The sequence below is a fragment of the Neobacillus sp. DFD-2R genome (assembly GCF_057747865.1).
In genome coordinates, this window is record NZ_CM173228.1 from 190,628 (window position 1) to 209,060 (window position 18,433).

At 43.2% G+C, this 18,433-nt stretch carries 13 protein-coding genes; 4 read left to right on the forward strand and 9 right to left on the reverse strand.

What is annotated here, in order from left to right; genetic code table 11:
- Positions 1-42 precede the first annotated feature (42 nt).
- From AC3ANV_RS00980 to AC3ANV_RS00995, 4 genes are all read right to left on the reverse strand, one after another.
- A complete protein-coding gene (locus AC3ANV_RS00980; protein ID WP_488311845.1) occupies positions 43-3,060 on the reverse strand; it encodes a DEAD/DEAH box helicase in 3,018 nt (1,005 codons plus the stop codon).
- 108 nt (positions 3,061-3,168) lie between these two features.
- Positions 3,169-4,788: an SWIM zinc finger family protein gene (locus tag AC3ANV_RS00985; protein ID WP_488311846.1), complete on the reverse strand. Its 1,620-nt coding sequence runs from the start codon at positions 4,786-4,788 to the stop codon at positions 3,169-3,171.
- Between the two features lie 375 nt (positions 4,789-5,163).
- Positions 5,164-5,454: a hypothetical protein gene (locus tag AC3ANV_RS00990; protein ID WP_488311847.1), complete on the reverse strand. Its 291-nt coding sequence runs from the start codon at positions 5,452-5,454 to the stop codon at positions 5,164-5,166.
- Between the two features lie 55 nt (positions 5,455-5,509).
- Positions 5,510-6,661 (reverse strand): C40 family peptidase, encoded by a 1,152-nt coding sequence (locus tag AC3ANV_RS00995; RefSeq protein WP_488311848.1) that lies wholly within the window; start codon positions 6,659-6,661, stop codon positions 5,510-5,512.
- 365 nt (positions 6,662-7,026) lie between these two features.
- Here AC3ANV_RS00995 and AC3ANV_RS01000 point away from each other — a divergent pair, with 365 nt between their 5' ends.
- Positions 7,027-9,042: a PAS domain-containing protein gene (locus AC3ANV_RS01000; RefSeq protein WP_488311849.1), complete on the forward strand. Its 2,016-nt coding sequence runs from the start codon at positions 7,027-7,029 to the stop codon at positions 9,040-9,042.
- Between the two features lie 481 nt (positions 9,043-9,523).
- Here the strand turns inward: AC3ANV_RS01000 and AC3ANV_RS01005 are convergent, their stop codons facing one another.
- A complete protein-coding gene (locus tag AC3ANV_RS01005) occupies positions 9,524-10,513 on the reverse strand; it encodes a DUF3231 family protein (protein WP_488311850.1) in 990 nt (329 codons plus the stop codon).
- Between the two features lie 139 nt (positions 10,514-10,652).
- Between AC3ANV_RS01005 and AC3ANV_RS01010 the strand changes: the two genes are divergently transcribed.
- Positions 10,653-11,702, forward strand: coding sequence for a pyruvate kinase (locus AC3ANV_RS01010; protein ID WP_488311851.1), 1,050 nt, complete (start codon positions 10,653-10,655; stop codon positions 11,700-11,702).
- A 132-nt stretch (positions 11,703-11,834) separates the two neighbouring features.
- A complete protein-coding gene (locus AC3ANV_RS01015; RefSeq protein WP_488311852.1) occupies positions 11,835-14,144 on the forward strand; it encodes a diguanylate cyclase domain-containing protein in 2,310 nt (769 codons plus the stop codon).
- A gap of 903 nt (positions 14,145-15,047) precedes the next feature.
- On the opposite strand, the gene AC3ANV_RS01020 is transcribed toward AC3ANV_RS01015, so the two are convergent.
- Complete coding sequence (locus AC3ANV_RS01020) at positions 15,048-15,470, reverse strand: organic hydroperoxide resistance protein (protein WP_488311853.1); 423 nt, start codon at positions 15,468-15,470, stop codon at positions 15,048-15,050.
- Between the two features lie 183 nt (positions 15,471-15,653).
- Here AC3ANV_RS01020 and AC3ANV_RS01025 point away from each other — a divergent pair, with 183 nt between their 5' ends.
- Entirely contained in the window at positions 15,654-16,100 is a 447-nt protein-coding gene (locus AC3ANV_RS01025) for a MarR family winged helix-turn-helix transcriptional regulator (protein WP_488311854.1), read from the forward strand.
- A gap of 32 nt (positions 16,101-16,132) precedes the next feature.
- On the opposite strand, the gene AC3ANV_RS01030 is transcribed toward AC3ANV_RS01025, so the two are convergent.
- The 3 genes from AC3ANV_RS01030 to AC3ANV_RS01040 all read right to left on the reverse strand — a co-directional run bounded on the left by AC3ANV_RS01030 (position 16,133) and on the right by AC3ANV_RS01040 (position 18,212).
- The gene (locus tag AC3ANV_RS01030) at positions 16,133-16,681 is read right to left on the reverse strand and encodes a DUF3231 family protein (protein ID WP_488311855.1); all 549 of its coding nucleotides are present in this window, start codon (positions 16,679-16,681) and stop codon (positions 16,133-16,135) included.
- Between the two features lie 412 nt (positions 16,682-17,093).
- The gene (locus AC3ANV_RS01035; RefSeq protein ID WP_488311856.1) at positions 17,094-17,648 is read right to left on the reverse strand and encodes a hypothetical protein; all 555 of its coding nucleotides are present in this window, start codon (positions 17,646-17,648) and stop codon (positions 17,094-17,096) included.
- Positions 17,649-18,011: 363 nt separating this feature from the next.
- A complete protein-coding gene (locus AC3ANV_RS01040; RefSeq protein ID WP_488311857.1) occupies positions 18,012-18,212 on the reverse strand; it encodes an aspartyl-phosphate phosphatase Spo0E family protein in 201 nt (66 codons plus the stop codon).
- Between the last annotated feature and the right edge of the window lie 221 nt (positions 18,213-18,433).

The window sequence follows — 18,433 nt, forward strand, 5'->3', positions numbered from 1 at the left end:
CAAAATGAGTGGAATGTCCACAAACGGTGACAGGCACCACCGCTATCCCAAATACACCAAGTCCTTCAATTCGTCGGTGGATAGTTCGGTGATCCAGTTTTCGCTTTGGATGATTTGGTCGTTCAGGAATTGTTTCTTTTCGAGCATGGCGTCAATTTTTTCTTCCAGTGTGCCGGTGCAAATGAGCTTGTGCACGTGGACGAAGCGGGATTGGCCGATGCGGTAGGCACGGTCGGTGGCCTGATTCTCGACGGCAGGATTCCACCAACGATCATAGTGGATGACGTGATTTGCAGCAGTCAGGTTCAAACCAGTTCCGCCCGCTTTCAGGGACAGCAGGAACACGGGGAACTTCTGATTCTGGAACCGCTCAATCATGTCGTCACGCTGCATCTTCGGCACACTTCCGTTCAAAAACGGGACCTCAATGCCAAACTTCTTCTTCAAGGTGCTTCTGATCATTTCGCCCATTTCAATATATTGGGTGAAAATCAGGCAGCTTTCCCCTTGCTCCAAAACAGCAGCAATCAGTTCAACCAGCTTCTCCATTTTATTGGAACGCTCGAGGAGCTGGCGCGTTGCCGACTTTTCTTTTAAATAAAGAGCAGGGTGGTTGCACAACTGCTTTAAGCGGCTCAGCATTTGCAAAATTAACCCTTTGCGCTCAAAGCCCGACAGCTTTTCAATCTCAGCAAACGTGTCGTGAATAAGCTGCTCATACAATGAAGCCTGCTCGGCAGTAAGCGGGCAGTACTCTTTTTGTTCCTGCTTGTCAGGCAGATTGAGGGCAACCTCTTCATCCTTTTTTGTCCGCCGCAGTAAGAACGGTCGGATCAACGCCTGCAGCTCCGTCACTTTTTCCTTTTTCTCATCTTTTTCAATCGGAATCACGAACTTCTTTTGAAATTGACCCAAGCTGCCGAGATAGCCATGATTGGTAAAATCAAAAATCGACCACAATTCCGACAAACGGTTTTCCATCGGCGTGCCGGTCAAGGCGATGTGATGACGGCCCCTCAGCCTGCGAACGGCCTTCGATTGCTTTGTTTGGGCATTCTTAATGTTCTGCGCCTCATCAATCGCAATCGAGCTCCATATCATCGACTCAAATTCCGCCAAATCTAAATGGCTTAAGCCAAAAGAGGTCAACACGACATCTGCCGCTTTTACTTTTTCGGTAAAAGCTTCTTCCTTCAGGCGATTGGACCCGTAGTGCAGATAGACGTTCATATCCGGTGCAAAGCGCTCCAGCTCCTTTTGCCAGTTTCCGAGCACGGAGGTAGGGCAAATAATCAATGCCGCATTCGTCGGGACCTTGGCAGGAGCATCCGCTTGCTCCTTCTTGCGGCGGTTTTTTGCGGTGACAGGCACTAACTCATTGACAGGCACCGCCCCTGCTTCTTCTTTTACCATCAATAAATAAGAAATCAACTGGACTGTTTTTCCGAGGCCCATATCATCGGCGAGACAGGCGCCAAACCCGTATTGCCGTAAAAACCAAAGCCAGCTCATTCCAAGCTGCTGATAGGGGCGGAGCTCACCGTTCAGACCGGCAGGTACCGGCTGCTGCGGGATTTCGTGCACCTCTGACAGCTGCTTGATCATTTGTTTCCATTGCCGATTTAATTCAATTTGAATCTTCGCAAATGCTTTTGGATTCTCGAGTTCATCCTCGGAGGCAGACGACTCCACGAGCTCCTGCTCAAGTAAATCGCGAACATGTAGGCCTTCTTTTTCCGCACGTTTCATTAAATCCTGAATCTGCCGGATAAACTGCGGGTCAAGCTTGACCCAGCGGCCGCGGATGTAGACAAGCCGCCTTTTTTCCTCAACAAGCTTCCCAAATTCATCCTCGGACAGATCGACGCCGTTCATCGAAAACCGCCAGTTAAAGTCGAGCATGGCCTGAAGCCCGACAAATGACGGTCGATGGCTCCCCGTTCCTTTAAGCGACGCTTTCACCTTAAGATTGGCATTTTTCATCGCCTGCCACCAGGAAGGAAGAAGGATCTCAACATCCAACGCAACCAGCGTTTCACTTGCCTCGGTCAAAAACATCCACGCTTCTTCCTCGGAAAGGCGGGATTTCAGGCGGGGAAGGGGTGCGCTTGCGCCATCAACCGAACCATCAGCCGTGCCCTCTGTGTCATCTGCCGGGGCCGCAACACCGGAACCAATCATATCCTCACGATCATCGCTCAGCCATGGTATCAACCGTACCCAGCGGCTCTGTTCACGATCAACCCGCTCCAAAAAGGTACGCCACTTTGCGGGAACGGTCGAATCTACTCCGTACACCTCATCGCTATTTTTTTTACCGCGCAAAAAGACATCAAGGCTCCAATCACCCACGCCATCAACGGGTTCCTCCAGGCGCAAGCCGACCGTAAACGGCGAATCGCTTTCCTTGATTCCGACCCACTCCAGCCAGCTTTCTTCATCAAAATAGCGGGCAAGTTCACCGCCGGAAATATTGTGCTTTTTCAACAAATCAAGCTTTGGCCCGAAAAGCTCCTTCATCGCCGAATTTCTGGTCAGGTACGAATCGAGCGCGCTGTTGTATAAGTCGGAGATGAAAACCTTCACGCTTCCCGTACCGGGTTCATCACCGGGCTGTGAACCATCCTCAACCTCTTGCTCCCAAAAAGACGGATCAAACTCATCCTTTACCCGTTCGGGAAGTAGCCAGCGGAAGTCTCCGTGCTCCCACACCGAAAAGTCGGGGAGCCAGTCTTTTTCCAAAATCCCGTCATAAAGGGCATGCGCGGCGGCGAGACAAATCTCGGATTCCTCACTCCAGTCCCAATCGATAAACCGATTGAACGACTCCTTGGCAAAAAGAGTGACAAGCTGCCAGCCGCTAAGGCTCACGCCCTCAATCCCATTGGCTTCCTCATTTTCCAAAATCGTCCCAAAAAAGCTTTCCTCGTGACGGCTAAAAACGAGATTTTTCCACATCGATGGATCCATCAAATGCCCGCGCTCATCCTCAGCAGCCAGAAGATAACGCCCCTCATCTAATTTGATTGTCCGCAATTTAACAAACCTTGTTTTAAGCATCGATCAATATGCTCCTTTTTGCATTCATCGTACCAGGGGCTGACCCCTCTGGAATGTCCGTATGGAGTGGACAAAAGTGGAGTGCTGTCCACGAACGGTGACAGGCACTCAACCTTCAATTAACTTACTTCGCTTGCACTCCTCATGAAACGCCCGCAGCCGTTTGGTTTTATCGAGAAGTGTGTCAAAGAAGTATTCCCAGTCGTCCGGACGCTTCATTTTTTTATATAATGTCCGCAGCTTTTTGAGGTGGCGGACCGCTAGCTTGTAGCTTTGGCGGTTTTTTTGCTCGATTTCACGCTGTGCCAGCTGGTGGAGCATGCCGAGCAGTACCTCAGGCTTTTCTTTTTCAACTATTTTCAAGCGATCCTTCGGCAGGTCATAGTAGTTTAAGCCCACATATGCCTGGAGCTCGCCCCACCGATCAAACTGGCCGCGCTCAAATAACAAATATTCGTAATCGGCGAAACTGTAGGGGAGCGTCTGTGTCAGGGCGCGCTCGAACAGGTCCGTGCGTCCATTTTCGGCACAGTAGGGCGCAATCGCCTTCACCGCCGTCTTCGTAAAGCTTGAACATGAATGATAACCGCCCAATTCTTCCAAATACACTTTTATTTTTTGTAAAAATAAATCAATCAATGGCGCGACACGTTTCCATGCTTTCTGATGTGACAATAGGTCAATCCAATGGATCAAATAGGGCGTGATCACTTCATCCTCAATGTGCCCGATCATTTTTAACCCCGGCTCATCGTCACCAAGCAAGAAATTCAAGTGAATTCCTGCGATCGTCAGCGGCAGCGGGTTTTCCCAGTCGTGGAGCTCCTTTAAACGCTCATTGATTTTCCTGATTTCTTCCTCGCGCCAAGGTTTCTTTTTAAAAAGATGCGTCCACAGCAGGCGGTAGAGGTAAACCCGTTCAAGCTCCAATCCCCGGACCGCCGTCAGCAGCTCAAACGCATCGTCCTTTAATTTCAAAATAAACTCGTCAAAATCGAAGGGCAGCGATTGAATACCGATTTTTTGCACAAGATCCTCGGCATCATCCATCATATTATGAAAAAGATGGAGATAGGCGCGCCGCACCATGTCCTCGGTGTGCCCTGCTTGCTCACTGAGAACGGCCAATTTTTTAAAAGAAACAACAATTCCAACCAACTCATAAAGTAGGCGCCATTCCTGCTCCACGGGAGCACTTGCGTGAATCCGCCGCTCGTAAATTTGGAACAGCTCCGTAATGATAAACGGGCTCGTGTAGTTTTTCGTAGCAAGCAGCGTATCAAAGCTGACCTCGAACGAATGGACCCAGCGGCTGTAATCGGGCTTCAGCACGCCGTTTGCCTTGATCAGATCCTTCGCCGTCTGTATGCCCCAGTTCGTAAACTCCTTCTTCTCCTTCATCGGCTCGCGCCACTCCTCCACCCATTCGGCAACACTGCCGATTTTCGCATAAGCGCTAAAAAATACAGCCATTTGGTGGCGGCATAAGCCTTCATTCGGACAGGAGCACTCGCTCATCGACAAAAATGTGAGGTCAAGCCGAACCTTGACAGGTGTCACATCCTGCACAGTCGCCGTTACCGAATCCTCGCCAATCGAAACAGGCCCCACCATCCCTTGCCGGTACAGCATCAAACCCTTTTGAACGAGCCTCGCATCCTCGGCGTCATGCGGATGCAGCAGCTCCCGCACATCACAGGAGAGTCTTTGCAATTCTATCGACTCCAAAGCCGCGTCCCCCTTTGCTAAAAAAATCCGAAAAAACCATATTCCTTTATTATACCCAAAAATTCGCTGTTAGAGGAGGAGAAGGTTAGAAAGTAAAAAAAAGACCTTTCAACATGAAAAGGTCTAAAGAATATGCACCGGATTAATTTTCACAAGCAATAAAGTCTTGATCACGATCCAACTTGTCCATAAAGCGCCTGTGATTGTATTAAAATGGTTGAATTCAGGGAACAATTACATTGAAAAAATCTGTTTTTAAAGGTGTTGGATTGTGTACCGGCATATAGAGGAGCTCCATAAAAATCTAAACAATAGTGTAAAGGAATCGGCAACCTCCTGGTATCCGTTTTAATTGCCTTCGTCAGTGGAATTCTTCTATTCATTTATCGTTACATTTCTCATTATCCTTCTTTTGAAGGCATTTGTTGATTTTATTGTAAAAAACAAATGAAATACGCATGAAAAAGGCTGGTCCTCGCACTTTGGGACTGGCCACGGGTTACCTTTTTGGGGTTTAATATGAGATTTACCTGCCACTTTGTCCGATTTACCTGCCAGTTTCATCAAATTACCTGCCACTTTATCCGATTTACCTGCCAATTTCATCAAATTACCTGCCACTTTGCCCGATTTATCTGCCACATCACCTAATTTACCCCGAACCACCACCCAACACCAATAAAAACAGCCCCCGCAATTATTGGGGACTGGCTTATGTATGTTAGTAAAATCTCTTAAATCCATCTAAATGTTGAGTGTAATAGGTACTGCTTAAATTAGAGATCTTAACTCCGTATTTTTCGTCGGCGTGGATGAATTGGTTGTCGCCGATGTAGATTCCGACGTGAGAGATCCCTGATTTATATGTATTTTCGAAAAATACGAGATCACCTGGTTTGGGTGTCGAGACGTAGTAAGAGCGGCTGTAGAAGCCGGCTGCTGTATAGCGGCCGATGGAAAGACCTGCTTTATTTGCCACAATATAAATGAGTCCGCTGCAATCAACCCCGGATAAAGAACTGCCGCCCCATACGTAAGGAGTACCTATCAAGCTTTTTGCGATTGGAACGAATTGTGATTCGTCGAAGGCTGCAGGGGGAGCCGAAGTGACCTGACCTGTTACCTTCAATTGTTGCCCGGCAAAAATCAACGTTGAAGTCAGGTTATTGAGCGACATCAACTGCTGGACTTTCATATCGTATTGGCCGGCAATTTTTCCAAGGGTATCACCGCTTTTCACGGTATAAGTACTCACCGTCGAAGCAGGCGTTGTTACCACAGGCTTTGGTGTCACCACAGGCTTCGGTGTTGAAACCGTAGGAGTTGGTGTTGGTGTAGGTGAAGGTGTTTGCGTTGAAAGCTTCAGCTTTTGCCCGACATAAATCCGATCAGATGTGAGATTGTTGAGCGATTTCAATTGCGGAACCGTCATACTATATTTTACGGCAATTTTGCTAAGGCAATCGCCGCTCTGAACGGTATAATCCGACGGTGCTGCAGTTGTGGTCGCGGTCGTGGTCACTTTCGCCGATACTCCTGTTGGAGCCGAAACCTTTAATGCTTGTCCGACATAAATGATCGTGTTATCGAGATGGTTCCACAGCTTTAGCTCACCGACGGAAACATTAAACCGGTTGGCAATTTTAATCAGGGCGTCACCTTTAACAACGATGTAGGTGGTTGACGTGTTAATAGTCTGATTCACATAAAGAGGCGTCTTAAAATTACTGACACTTGTATGAAAATTCGAGGCAATCTGCGATAAGGAATTACCTTTTTGTTGAACTTGATTACTATCGGCAAAGGCAGTTCCGGCATAAACCGTCGAAAAGAGAGCTGCTGTCGATAAAGCACGGACAATGGTTTTTTTCATCTAGTATATCACCTCTACAATTCTCATTTTCTATTATTTTACCATGAATTACCTCCATTTCGTACAAAAATATGCAAATGTTGACAGTCTAATTCTACAAAATAACAAATCTAGCGAATAATATTGGAAAACGATACCAGCGATAGTTTCGCCTAATGATAAAAAATACCTATGGAATATCCGGAGGGTATATCTTAATTACTGAAAATTATGAAGTTAATGTAAGTGCAATACTTATTTAATCGTATAAATTAATCCAAGATGGTTAGAAAGGCATGAATTGAAAATAATATAAGAATATCCAAAAAAATCAAAAGAGGAAAACTATACATTATGAATTTTCGCTTCAATCAAAGGGGATTGAAATGCCAAACACATTATTGACGATTATGGATGAAGTATTTAATCAAATGTCTGACATTGCTATCTTGTTTGAAGTCATAGGCGGGCGCTTTCGGTTTTTTAAAGCGAATGCGGCTGCTTTTAAAGTTGGTTTTAAAGAGGAACGCTTTGGAAAATTCGTGGATGAGGTTCTTCCGGCGCACTATGCAACGAATCTCAACCATATTTTAAATCAAGTACTTAGTTTACATAAATCGATAAGATTCGAAGAGACTCTTACATCCTCCACAGGTACTATACTTGGGGATATTATCATAACCCCCATTCTCGATTCAAATGGAGTATGTACCCATATTTTAGGGATTGGGAGAAATATGACGGAACAAATGGAAAAAGAACGGCAGCTGGAAGAAAGCAGGCAGCGTTATCGGTCACTATTCCTGCACCATCCCGATGCGGTTTTTCAATTTGACTTGAACGGCCATTTCCGTCAGGCGAATCATGAGGTAGAGAAAATCACCGGGTATGATTTGGAAGAACTAATGGGCCAATCATTTGCCCCCTTGATGACACCGGATAAGCTGGCCTTTACATTTGAAAATTTCAAAAAAGCGCTGCAAGGAGAAACCAGAAACTACGAATCCTCAATTTTTAATAAAAAAGGGGAGCGTTTAGAGCTTGAGATTACCAATATTCCCATCATCGTGAACGATAAGGTCACAGGTGTATTCGGTATTGCCAAAAATATCACGGAACAAAAGAGGATTCAAGATGAATTGATTCAAACAAAGGAAAAATTAGAATCCTTTTTTAAAAGCACGGTTGCAGCCATTGATGTTCATGATTTATCTAATCGTGTTTTAGATGTGAACCCCGCCTTTGAAGTCATCTATGGATATAAAAGAGAAGAGATACTTGGAAAAGAACTTTCGATGATTGTTTCAAAAGATGGGGTAGATTCAAAAAAGATATTTGATTTAGTTGTAAATGGAGGCTCCATCAATGATATGGAAGCCGTTCGCCGCCGAAAGGACGGAAGTATGATTGAAGTAAGTTTAAGTCTTTCACCACTCCGGAATGCCGAAGGGAAAATAACATCGGTTGCCGCGATTACGAGAGACATTAGTGAAAGAAAAATCGCAGAGAAAAAACTAATGGAAAGCGAAGAGCGCTATCGGCTCATTGCAGAGAATATGACAGATCTTGTGTTACTTCTTGATCCGAAGAGGAAGGTTTTATATGCATCCCCTTCCTACCAAACGGTTTTAGGATTTCAACCGCCTGTAGGAGCATTGCTCAATACGGAGCAGATTTTTCAAGAGGATCGGCCGATGGTAATAAACAGTTTTGAAAATATTGTTAAAAGCAGGCAGTCAAATACGGTGGAATATCGGTTTCAACATGGATTGGGGCATTTTGTTTGGCTTGAGACAAAGCGAACCCCTGTACAGAATGAGTTGGGCGAATTAAACGGAGTTCTTTGTGTTTCCAGAGAGATTACAAAGCGGAAACAGCAGGAAGCAGAATTGGAAAGAATGGCCTTTTATGATTATTTAACAGGTGCACTGAACAGGCGTGTATTTATGGACCGCCTCCGTCAGCAAATAGTCCTTTCAAAGCGGACAAAGGAATCGTTTGCCGTTATGTTTTTGGATATTGATCGATTTAAATGGGTAAATGATACACTCGGACATGATGTGGGGGATGAGCTGTTAGTTCAGCTTGTCAAGAGCGTGAAAACGTGTATTCGCGAAATGGATATGCTGGCTAGATTAGGTGGAGACGAATTTGCGATCCTGCTGCCGAAAATCTCTTCCACAGTGGATGTGTCGGAAGTGGCAAAGCGAATATTAGCAATGCTGCAAGAACCATGGAAGATTAGGGATCATGAATTTATCACGACATCGTCGATCGGTATATCCCAATACCCATTTAGTGGTAAAGATACCTCATCACTATTGAAAAATGCGGACGAGGCCCTATATAAAGCAAAACAATTAGGGAGAAATAATTATCAATTTTGTAATCGTGATGTGTAAACACTTTATACACAAAGCGAATTCGAATGCGAGTGGAATTCGGACAGTCCAGGCGGTAAATTGCTTGTGATAGTCCGAATGCCGTTGGTATTCAGACAGTCCAAGCGGAAAATTACCTGTTATAGTTCGAATACGAGTGTTATTCGGACAGTCCAAGCGGAAAATTGCCTGTTATAGTCCGAATACGAGGTTCATTCGGACAGGCCAGGCGGAAAATTGATTGTGATAGTCCGAAAGAGAGTGTTATTCGGACTGTCATAACTAAAAGACCGTTTAAAAGTAAACGGTCAAGATGGGGGTCTTCTTAAAATCAACATCTATCCAAAATAGCATAAAAGAAAGAATGGCTTGAAAAAAATTTCGAGGTATTTTTCAAGATACTGCGTTTCCATTGATGAAAAGCTTGTGTTTAATGGCAAGATTCCACCTTAGATTGACAGTTTTGCAGCTCACAAGTAAACCGGTTATTAAAAGGCGGTCTTCATCTTTTTCTGAAGTTTTTCATTTGGGGCGGTTCTTCTAACCAGGCGTGCTTAATTAAAATTTTTGCCCCGTCCTCACCGTATTGAAGACTTTCCGCCATTATTCGCAAATAATGCGAACCTAAATCATGTCTTTGTGCTAAAGCTAACGAACGACCATAAAACGCAACGCCGGCCTGTGTTATGAGGGCAACTTCATTCATTAAAAATTTGTCCGAAAAAGGAGAAACGGTCGTATCTTCAATCTTAGACGACCAAATCATTGGAGGGGGAAAACCTTCATCCATTAAAACGGAACTGAAAATTTCAATGTTTTTTTTGGCAATATCAGCACCGCGACTCATATAATCGCGTACTTCTTTTGCTTTTGCAACTTGACTATACCCCATTAATAATGTTTGACCTAAAGCATTACGGTTAATATTAAAGAACAAATGGGCAATTTCCATAGCCGTTAACGGTCTGCGCGAACCGAACCAACCCGTCAGGAAGCTTTGTCTTTCAGTCATATCAACTGTATCAGGCGTGGGAATAATGGGCGGTCTTGCATAAATGCCTTTTGACAGCATTAAATCCGTTGCTTCATTAAAAATTTGGGTAGAAGCTATTAAACATTGGCTAAAGAAGCTGCGAATATCCATACGTGTCGTGTGAGTTAATGCCATAGAATAGGCATTTAAATTAAGATTCATTTTTTTTTGAATAAATTCTAAAAAAAGGGTATCTGAAAATAACCGAGGAGCAGCTGCATCCACGTCTGCATCGGTAAAGCCCAATGGAACGGCAAAGTCTTCATTTTCGAATATCTGTTTAAGTTGTTTAATATTGTTTTCGGAAAATTCGTTTGCTTTTTCAATAATTGGGAGAATTTCAGTATCTTCCATTATTTTAAAGACATATTTTAACTTAGTTATCATCGCATTATTATCGATATACGCACTCCAAAGATTGGCAATTTCTGCTGAAGTTAAATCTGCTTTTGTCGTCATGAAAACAATTTCCCCCGTTTATTTTTTTTTATTTTTTCCTACAGTAAGAGGATTATTCTAATTAAGATTCTTGCAACTTCCCTCAGATTATTCGGGTGATTTGGGCACAATAAGTCCGACCATAAATGGAGGTGATACGATGGCGATTGATCGCATTTGTACAATCGGCCCCGCCAGCAGTGATAAAAAGGTTCTCACTGAACTGATGAATCACGGAATGACGATTGCCCGCTTGAATTTTTCCCACGGGACCCATGAGGATCACGGGAAGGTTATTCGATTACTAAAATCACTGAGTGAGGAAATAAAAATAATAGGTGACCTCCAAGGGCCCAAAATAAGGCTCGGCCAAGTGAGCGGTGAAAAAGTCATGCTACAAACAGGGCAGACCTTCACCCTTCACATTGATAAAGTAGCAGGGAACGAGAATCAGGCAAGTGTCGATTACGAAGGGATCGTTAAAGATGTGAAGCCTGAGGATCGAATATTGATTAATGACGGCGCGGTAGAATTGGTTGCTACCGATGTGGAAGAAACGAAGGTGGTCACAACTGTCAAAACAGGTGGTGAAATCGCATCGCATAAAGGCGTAAATCTTCCCGGTGTAGTGACGGGCTTACCTGCCATTACCGAAAAAGATAAAGAGGATATTCAATTCCTTTTACAGGAAGAAATTGATTTCATTGCCTGCTCATTTGTCCGCAGGGCATCCCATATCAAAGAAGTGCGCAGCTTTATGAAAGGAAAGGCACCAAAGCTGGTGGCAAAAATTGAAACCATTGAGGCGATTAAAAATTTTCAAGAAATCTGCCGGGAGACGGATGCGGTAATGATTGCCCGGGGTGATCTTGGTGTGGAGCTGCCGTATCAATGGATTCCATTGCTGCAAAAAGCGATGATTTCCGAATGTAACCGGATGGGGACGTATTTGATTACCGCTACGCAAATGCTGCAATCGATGGTGGAAAACTCGTTACCGACAAGGGCGGAGGTCACCGATGTATTCCAAGCCGTAATGGACGGGACGAACGCTGTCATGCTGTCCGCTGAAAGCGCTGCAGGGCATTATCCTGTCCAGAGTATCGAAACATTGAAGCTTGTGTCGCAATTTGCGGAAGCCGTTAGAATAGAAGCACCCTTCGACTTTGCCGATATGCTAAACTTATTGAATCGTACGATAGGGGGATAGGCGAGGCTGCCTATCCCATTATTGAAATTTGTCATCTATATTACCATTTTGTTTATTTACTTTTAAGTTCCGGTTGCTAAAATAAGTAAATAGATGTTTATTATGGATGCAGGCCTTCAGGAGGGTTTTTTTTTGTTTGTTCATTTCGTCGAAAACGCGGCTTTGATTAGTCTGTTTGTTTTCATCTCAGCCTATTTTTTCAACAAGCCGCACCATCAATTGTCAGTAAGGAAAAAAATTCTTATTGGTCTTATTCATGGAGTTTTTGGTATTATTGTAATTTTTATTGGGGTTACAATCGAAGATCATATCATTTTGGATTTTCGTCAATTGGCCGTGATGTTATCCGCATTTTACGGCGGGTTCCCCGCAGCCGTCATCACCGGTGTTATTTTAGGTATCTATCGACTTCTTTTTATCAATGGGATCAATTCTGCATCCGTCATTGGGGCAACTTCTATTGTTCTCCTCGGTATTTGTCTTGGGTTTATTTCAAATCGAACCTATCAATACCTTCTAAAATGGGCCTTATTAATTGTCTTTTCATTATTGATCGGAAATCTTACCTTGTTATTGGTACTCAAAACCCATCTGGGTTTTATCCCGTACTTCTCTGCCGTTATTTTAGCGGGAGGGATTTTCGCTGCTTTTATCCATTATCTCTTCCATATGGTTAAGGTTAGAATCGAGTTAAACGAATCGACTGTGTTTCTCATCCAACTATTTCGAGAGTCTGATATGGAGCAGATTTATCAAAAGGCCCTTGAGGAACTGACAAAATTGGTGCAGTGTGAATTTGGCAGTATTGTGATTATTGATGGGAAGCATTCCAAAATACTTAGTACATTGGAAAATGGCCATTATCAATTGACCGATTTTATTATTGGAAAAGAAGAGGTGGATTCATTAGGAGAATTGGGAGCCGGTTCGACTGTTTTATATCCGAACTGGAATCAGTTGCGTCCGATGGGCAGGTTAGAGCAAAGATTGTTTGCTGAAGGGGTGCGTTCTTCGATTTTTATCCCGATACTGGATCAAAACGAAGTGATTGCAGGAATAAAGCTAGCTTCGAAGAACCCCTATCATTTTTCAAACATACAAATGCATGTGATAAATAGAATCTTTCCCTTACTTAGTTTCGGGTTATCCTTTATTGATTCGGAAGCTAAATTTACGACTGTAAGTCAATCTGCTCAGGATGCGATTATTTTGACGGATAGTTATATGCTGATTACGTCTTGGAATAAAGGGGCAGAAAGGATTTTCGGATATACAAAAGAGGAAGCGTTAGGAAAAAATATCGAGTGGATTATTCCCGATGATTATAAAGAAGCACATAGCCGGGGGGTGGAAAGATATTTTTCGGAAGGAACGTCTAAGATACTTGGAAAAACCCTTGAGCTTGAGGGAATTCGGAAAGATGGGAAGGTCATTCCGATTGAGCTTTCCATCAATAATTGGACGACGGGAGGTATTCTCTTTTTTAGCAGTATTATTCGCGATATTTCGGATCGGAAACAGACGGAAGCGGCTTTAAAAGAGAGTGAAGAGAGATACAGAAAACTTGCTGACCTTTCGCCTGATGGTCTATGTGTATACCAGAACAACAAGATTGTTTATGCGAATGAAAAATCGGCAGCGCTTATTGGCTTAAACAATGCATCTGAACTGATTGGCAGTGGAAGTTTTGATTTTTTTCCTTCGAATAAATATAAAGAGGTGCTGCCTCTGATTGAGCAGCTATACCGCGGACAAATATCCTATGCTAAATTTGAAGCGCAGCTGTTGAACGTCAGAGATGAAACGATTATGTTTGAGGTTTCAGCAAGCCTCATTCAATATAATGGAAAACCGGCGATTATGAGTACTTTTCGGGACATTTCTGAACGGAAAAAAATCGAACAGCAATTAAAGGAAGCGAATGAATTATTGGAACGTCTTTCAAATATAGACGGACTAACCGGCATACCGAACAGAAGGTATTTTGACGAAATGTTCGAGCTTGAATGGAAAGCGGCTGCCCGTAATTCCTCGCCGCTGTCGATCTTATTGTGCGATGTTGATTATTTTAAAGCCTATAATGATACATATGGTCACCAGGCGGGGGATTATTGTTTAACAGAAATTGCACGCTCGTTTAGTGAAGTTCTGGAAAGGCCGCGGGATTTAGGAGCGAGATATGGAGGAGAAGAGTTCGTTATTTTGCTGCCGGATACAAATGCCGAAGGTGCGATGCAAGTTGCCGAAAAGATCCGAAGGAGAGTGGGGATGTTGAAAATTCCTCACGCAACTTCAACGGTAGATCCCTTTGTATCAACAAGCGTGGGCGCTGCTACGATAATCCCTTCTCCAGTGTATTCACAGAAACAGTTACTCGAACAGGCGGATAAAGCACTGTATAGGGCTAAGCATGAAGGGCGGAATCGGGTGGCGGTGTATTGAACGGGAAAAGAGTCCTTGAACCGGGCTTTGAAGGACAAAATCAAGGGAGTGAAAGAGAAAAGTGTCCTTGAACCGGGCTTTGAAGGACAAAATCAAGGGAGTGAAAGAGTAAAGTGTCCTTGAACTGGTCTTTGAAGGACAAAATCCCTGGAGTGAAAGGGAAAAGTGTCCTTGAACCGGGCTTTGAAGGACAAAATCAAGGGAGTGAAAGAGAAAAGAGTCCTTGAACCGGGCTTTGAAGGACAAAATCCCTCGAGTGAAAGAGAAAAGTGTCCTTGAACCGGGCTTTGAAGGACAAAATCAAGGGAGTGAAAGAGAAAAGTGTCCTTGAACCGGGCTTTGAAGGACAAAATCCCTGGAGTGAAAGGGAAAAGTGTCCTTGAACCGGGCTTTGAAGGACAAAATCCAACGAATGAACGGGAAAAATGTCCGTCAACCTTGCTCAGCCCATTTTGAGCACCACCGTTAGTTCCCCAAAGGCTCGACCGCACAAAGGCTTCGCCAACTAACTCGGACTGTACCCGCTTCTTCTATTTTGTGCTTTTTCATCATCAAATAAGCTTAGAAATACTTCCGTTATTTCGGGATCAAATTGTTTTCCTTTATTTTTTCGAATTTCGTTTAAGACAGACTCCAAATCCATTTCATTTCGATAGATAAAGTAGTTAAAAAGGGTGCTAACAAGCATAATGATAAAAAAACTATATCGAAAATAAGCGGGTTATTTAACCATATATTCAGTTTATACATAGTTTCCCCTTGGAATCAAGAATAGAACTATTTATTAAATTTCCCATTCCGGGTGGTTGGTATTCGATAACTTTAGCCGGGATTGTGCAATAAAGATTAAAAATCAATAGTTGAAATGAAAGAGGGATAGGCAAAAGACCTATCCCGTTAAATTTAAAATAGAGCTGTCGTTAACTCAACGTCAATATTCCCTTTCGTTGCTTTAGAATACGGGCAAACACCGTGTGCCATTTCAACCAATTCCTCGGCTTCTTCCAAAGAAATTCCTTTTACAGCCACATTTAAAACAACCCCCAGCTTAAATCCGCCATCCGAATCCTTTCCGATGGATACTTCCGCAGTAACTTTGGATTCGATCCGTTTTCTTGATTGTCTCGCGACTAAATTCAAGGCACTGTCAAAGCAAGCTGCATAGCCTGCCGCAAATAGCTGTTCAGGATTTGTTGCCTGTTCTTTGCCTTGCCCGCCAAGTGATTTAGGCATAGAAAGAGCTAAGTTCAGTGTGCCATCACTGGAGGTTACTTTTCCTGTTCTTCCGCCCTCTGCAGTAGCGATTGCTGTGTACAATGATTCCATATTCAAATCTCTCCCTATTTTGATTTTATAAAATTAAATTGTGTACAATCAAATGGTACAAATTCATATTAACGCCGGTATAAAATAAAGTCAACAATTAAATTGTGTACAATTAAATTGTGTTTAAAAAGGATCGTTTGTGTATTATAATGATGAATATGAATGGAGAAAGAGGAATCATTTATGAATACGAAAAATTTAAAACTCGAAAATCAAATCTGTTTTAAGATTTATTCAGTGGAGCGGGAAATTACCAAGTTATATCGTACGTTACTGGAGGAACTGGAGGTCACCTATCCGCAATATTTGGTTATGTTGGTGTTATGGGAAAAAAATTCGGTAACCGTAAAAGAGTTAGGACGGAAATTGTTTTTAGATTCCGGTACGTTAACGCCGATGCTTAAAAGAATGGAAGGGAATCAACTGATCGAGCGCCGTCGGTCGTTAGAGGATGAGCGGAGTGTAATCATTTCACTGACAAAAAAAGGCGAAGAGCTAAGAGACAAAGCAGAATGCATTCCTACAAGGCTAGTAGAAAACCTATCGATGGATTTGGGCGAATTAAAAAATTTAGAACAAACGTTAACAACCATTTTGAAGCGAATTCAAAAGATTAATAGTGAGGGCTAGAATGGAGAAGCTCCCAAAAAGGGGCACCGGTCTTATTTGCTTGGTGCCCCCGGAGGATAGTAATAAGGCGGTACTTTAATCCAGCCCCGTTTACGCATCGCTGTTTTTAATTCCATCCCAAAAACCATTTTCTCAGCATGAAACCTTGCCCACATGAGACCGATATCACTTCGAATCGATTCAGCCATATTCGTTGAAGCCATTACAATATTGGAAGTGACCTTAGCCGCAATAAAGTTCGCGATTTCATCATCTGTGATTTTTACACCTAAAGGAACACAATAGGGATCAGATTTTGGTTTAGACGGAGATACCCGGGATAAGGGAATTCCTTCATCCAGCATGAATTTTTCAAGGGTCTTTTTTTGATGGTGCGCTAAATTAAGCGATCTTTTTAATAATTTTATTAATTCGTCATCGGTTGTGGTGTTTAAACATGCTTCCAAAGGTGGGATTTCCTCTGATATTGCCGTGTAATAAAGCCAGCAGCCCATCGCTTCGCCAATATGCGGGCGGGGCTTTGGCTCCGTATCAACGGTTGTTTTTATGTAATCGATCACTGCTTCAAAAACATTAGGCATCACGTATCACCCTCTTTTCTTTTTTGTGTAAGTTTAGCGTTTCCAATAATAAGGGGATTATCAAATGGGAGTTTTTTACACGGATGATTCAAAAGAGGGATCGTTTTTTTAAAGATCTCACATTCGGACTGTCAAAGGCGATTTTTTGCAAGACCTGTCCGAATACCCCTCTCATTCGGACTGTCGTAGGCAATTTCCTGCAAGCCCTGTCCGAATAAGCCCCGTATTCGGACTGTCAAAGGCGATTTCTTGAAAGCTCTGTCCGAATAAGCCTTGCATTGGGATTGTCGTAGGCAATTTTTTGCAAGTTCTGTCCGAATAAGCCTTGCATTCGGACTGTCGTAGGCGATTTTTTGCAAGTTCTGTCCGAATAAGCCCCGCATTCGGACTGTCAAAGGCGATTTCTTGAAAGCTAAGTCCGAATAAGCCTTGCATTGGGATTGTCGTAGGCAATTTTTTGCAAGTTCTGTCCGAATAAGCCTTGCATTCGGACTGTCGTAGGCGATTTTTTGCAAGTTCTGTCCGAATAAGCCCCGCATTCGGACAAACAAAGGCAATTTTTTGCAAGTTCTGTCCGAATAAGCCTTGCATTCGGACTGCCAAAGGCGATTTTTTGCAAGTCCTGTCCGAATAAGCCCCGCATTCGGACAAACAAAGGCAATTTTCTGAAAGCCCTGTCCGAATAAGCCCCGCATTCGGACAAACAAAGGCGATTTTTTGCAAGTTCTGTCCGAATAAGCCTTGCATTCGGACTGCCAAAGGCGATTTTTTGCAAGTCCTGTCCGAATAAGCCCCGCATTCGGACAAACAAAGGCAATTTTCTGAAAGCCCTGTCCGAATAAGCCCCGCATTCGGACAAACAAAGGCGATTTCCTTCAAGCCCTGTCCGAATAAGCCCCGCATTCGGACTGTCGTAGGCAATTTTCTGAAAGCCCAGTCTGAATAAGCTCCGTATTCGGACAAACAAAGGCAATTTCCTTCAAGGGCCTGTCCGAATAAGCCCCGCATTCGGACAAACAAAGGCAATTTTTTGCAAGTTCTGTCCGAATAAGCCCCTCATTCGGACAAACAAAGGCGATTTCCTTCAAGCCCTGTCCAAATAAGCCCCGCATTCGGACAAACAAAGGCAATTTCCTGCAAGTCTTGTCCGAATACCACCTCATTCGGACTGTCAAAGGCGATTTCCTGCAAGTCCTGTCCGAATAAGCCAGTCAAGTCCTGAATATTGTGTAAAATTTAAAGTTAAGTATTTCCATTTTGATGAAGGTTATTATTTTTAAAAAAAATATCCTCCCGGTATCTCATTTACCGGGAGGGTTAAAGGTCATTTTTACGAAGCGTGGTTTAACATCTTTCTGGACTTCTTACCTGAAAAATGTTTCATATGTAGGTTTAGGAGCTTATCGAGCTCTTGGCTGCAAAGAACAGTTTGATAACTATTCATTCCTGTTATTTCAGCAACCATCACCATTTTCTTTTTTAGTCGATCAATACGCTTCATTAGCAATAATTCCAGCAAACGTTTGTCCATAATTGAGCATTCTCCTAAATGAATTTTCGGATTTAGTATTGATAGAAGTTATTATAAAAAGATATTTCGGATTGCGATACGGTTTCGACAAAGGTTCTAAAAAAAAGACAAAAAATAATGAATTCTGTTACGGTGTAATAAGAAATTTATGGGAGAATGTTCGCATTTTCGACGAATCTACTATTCGTGATTGTATTTTTTACATAGTGGTATTATTGTAA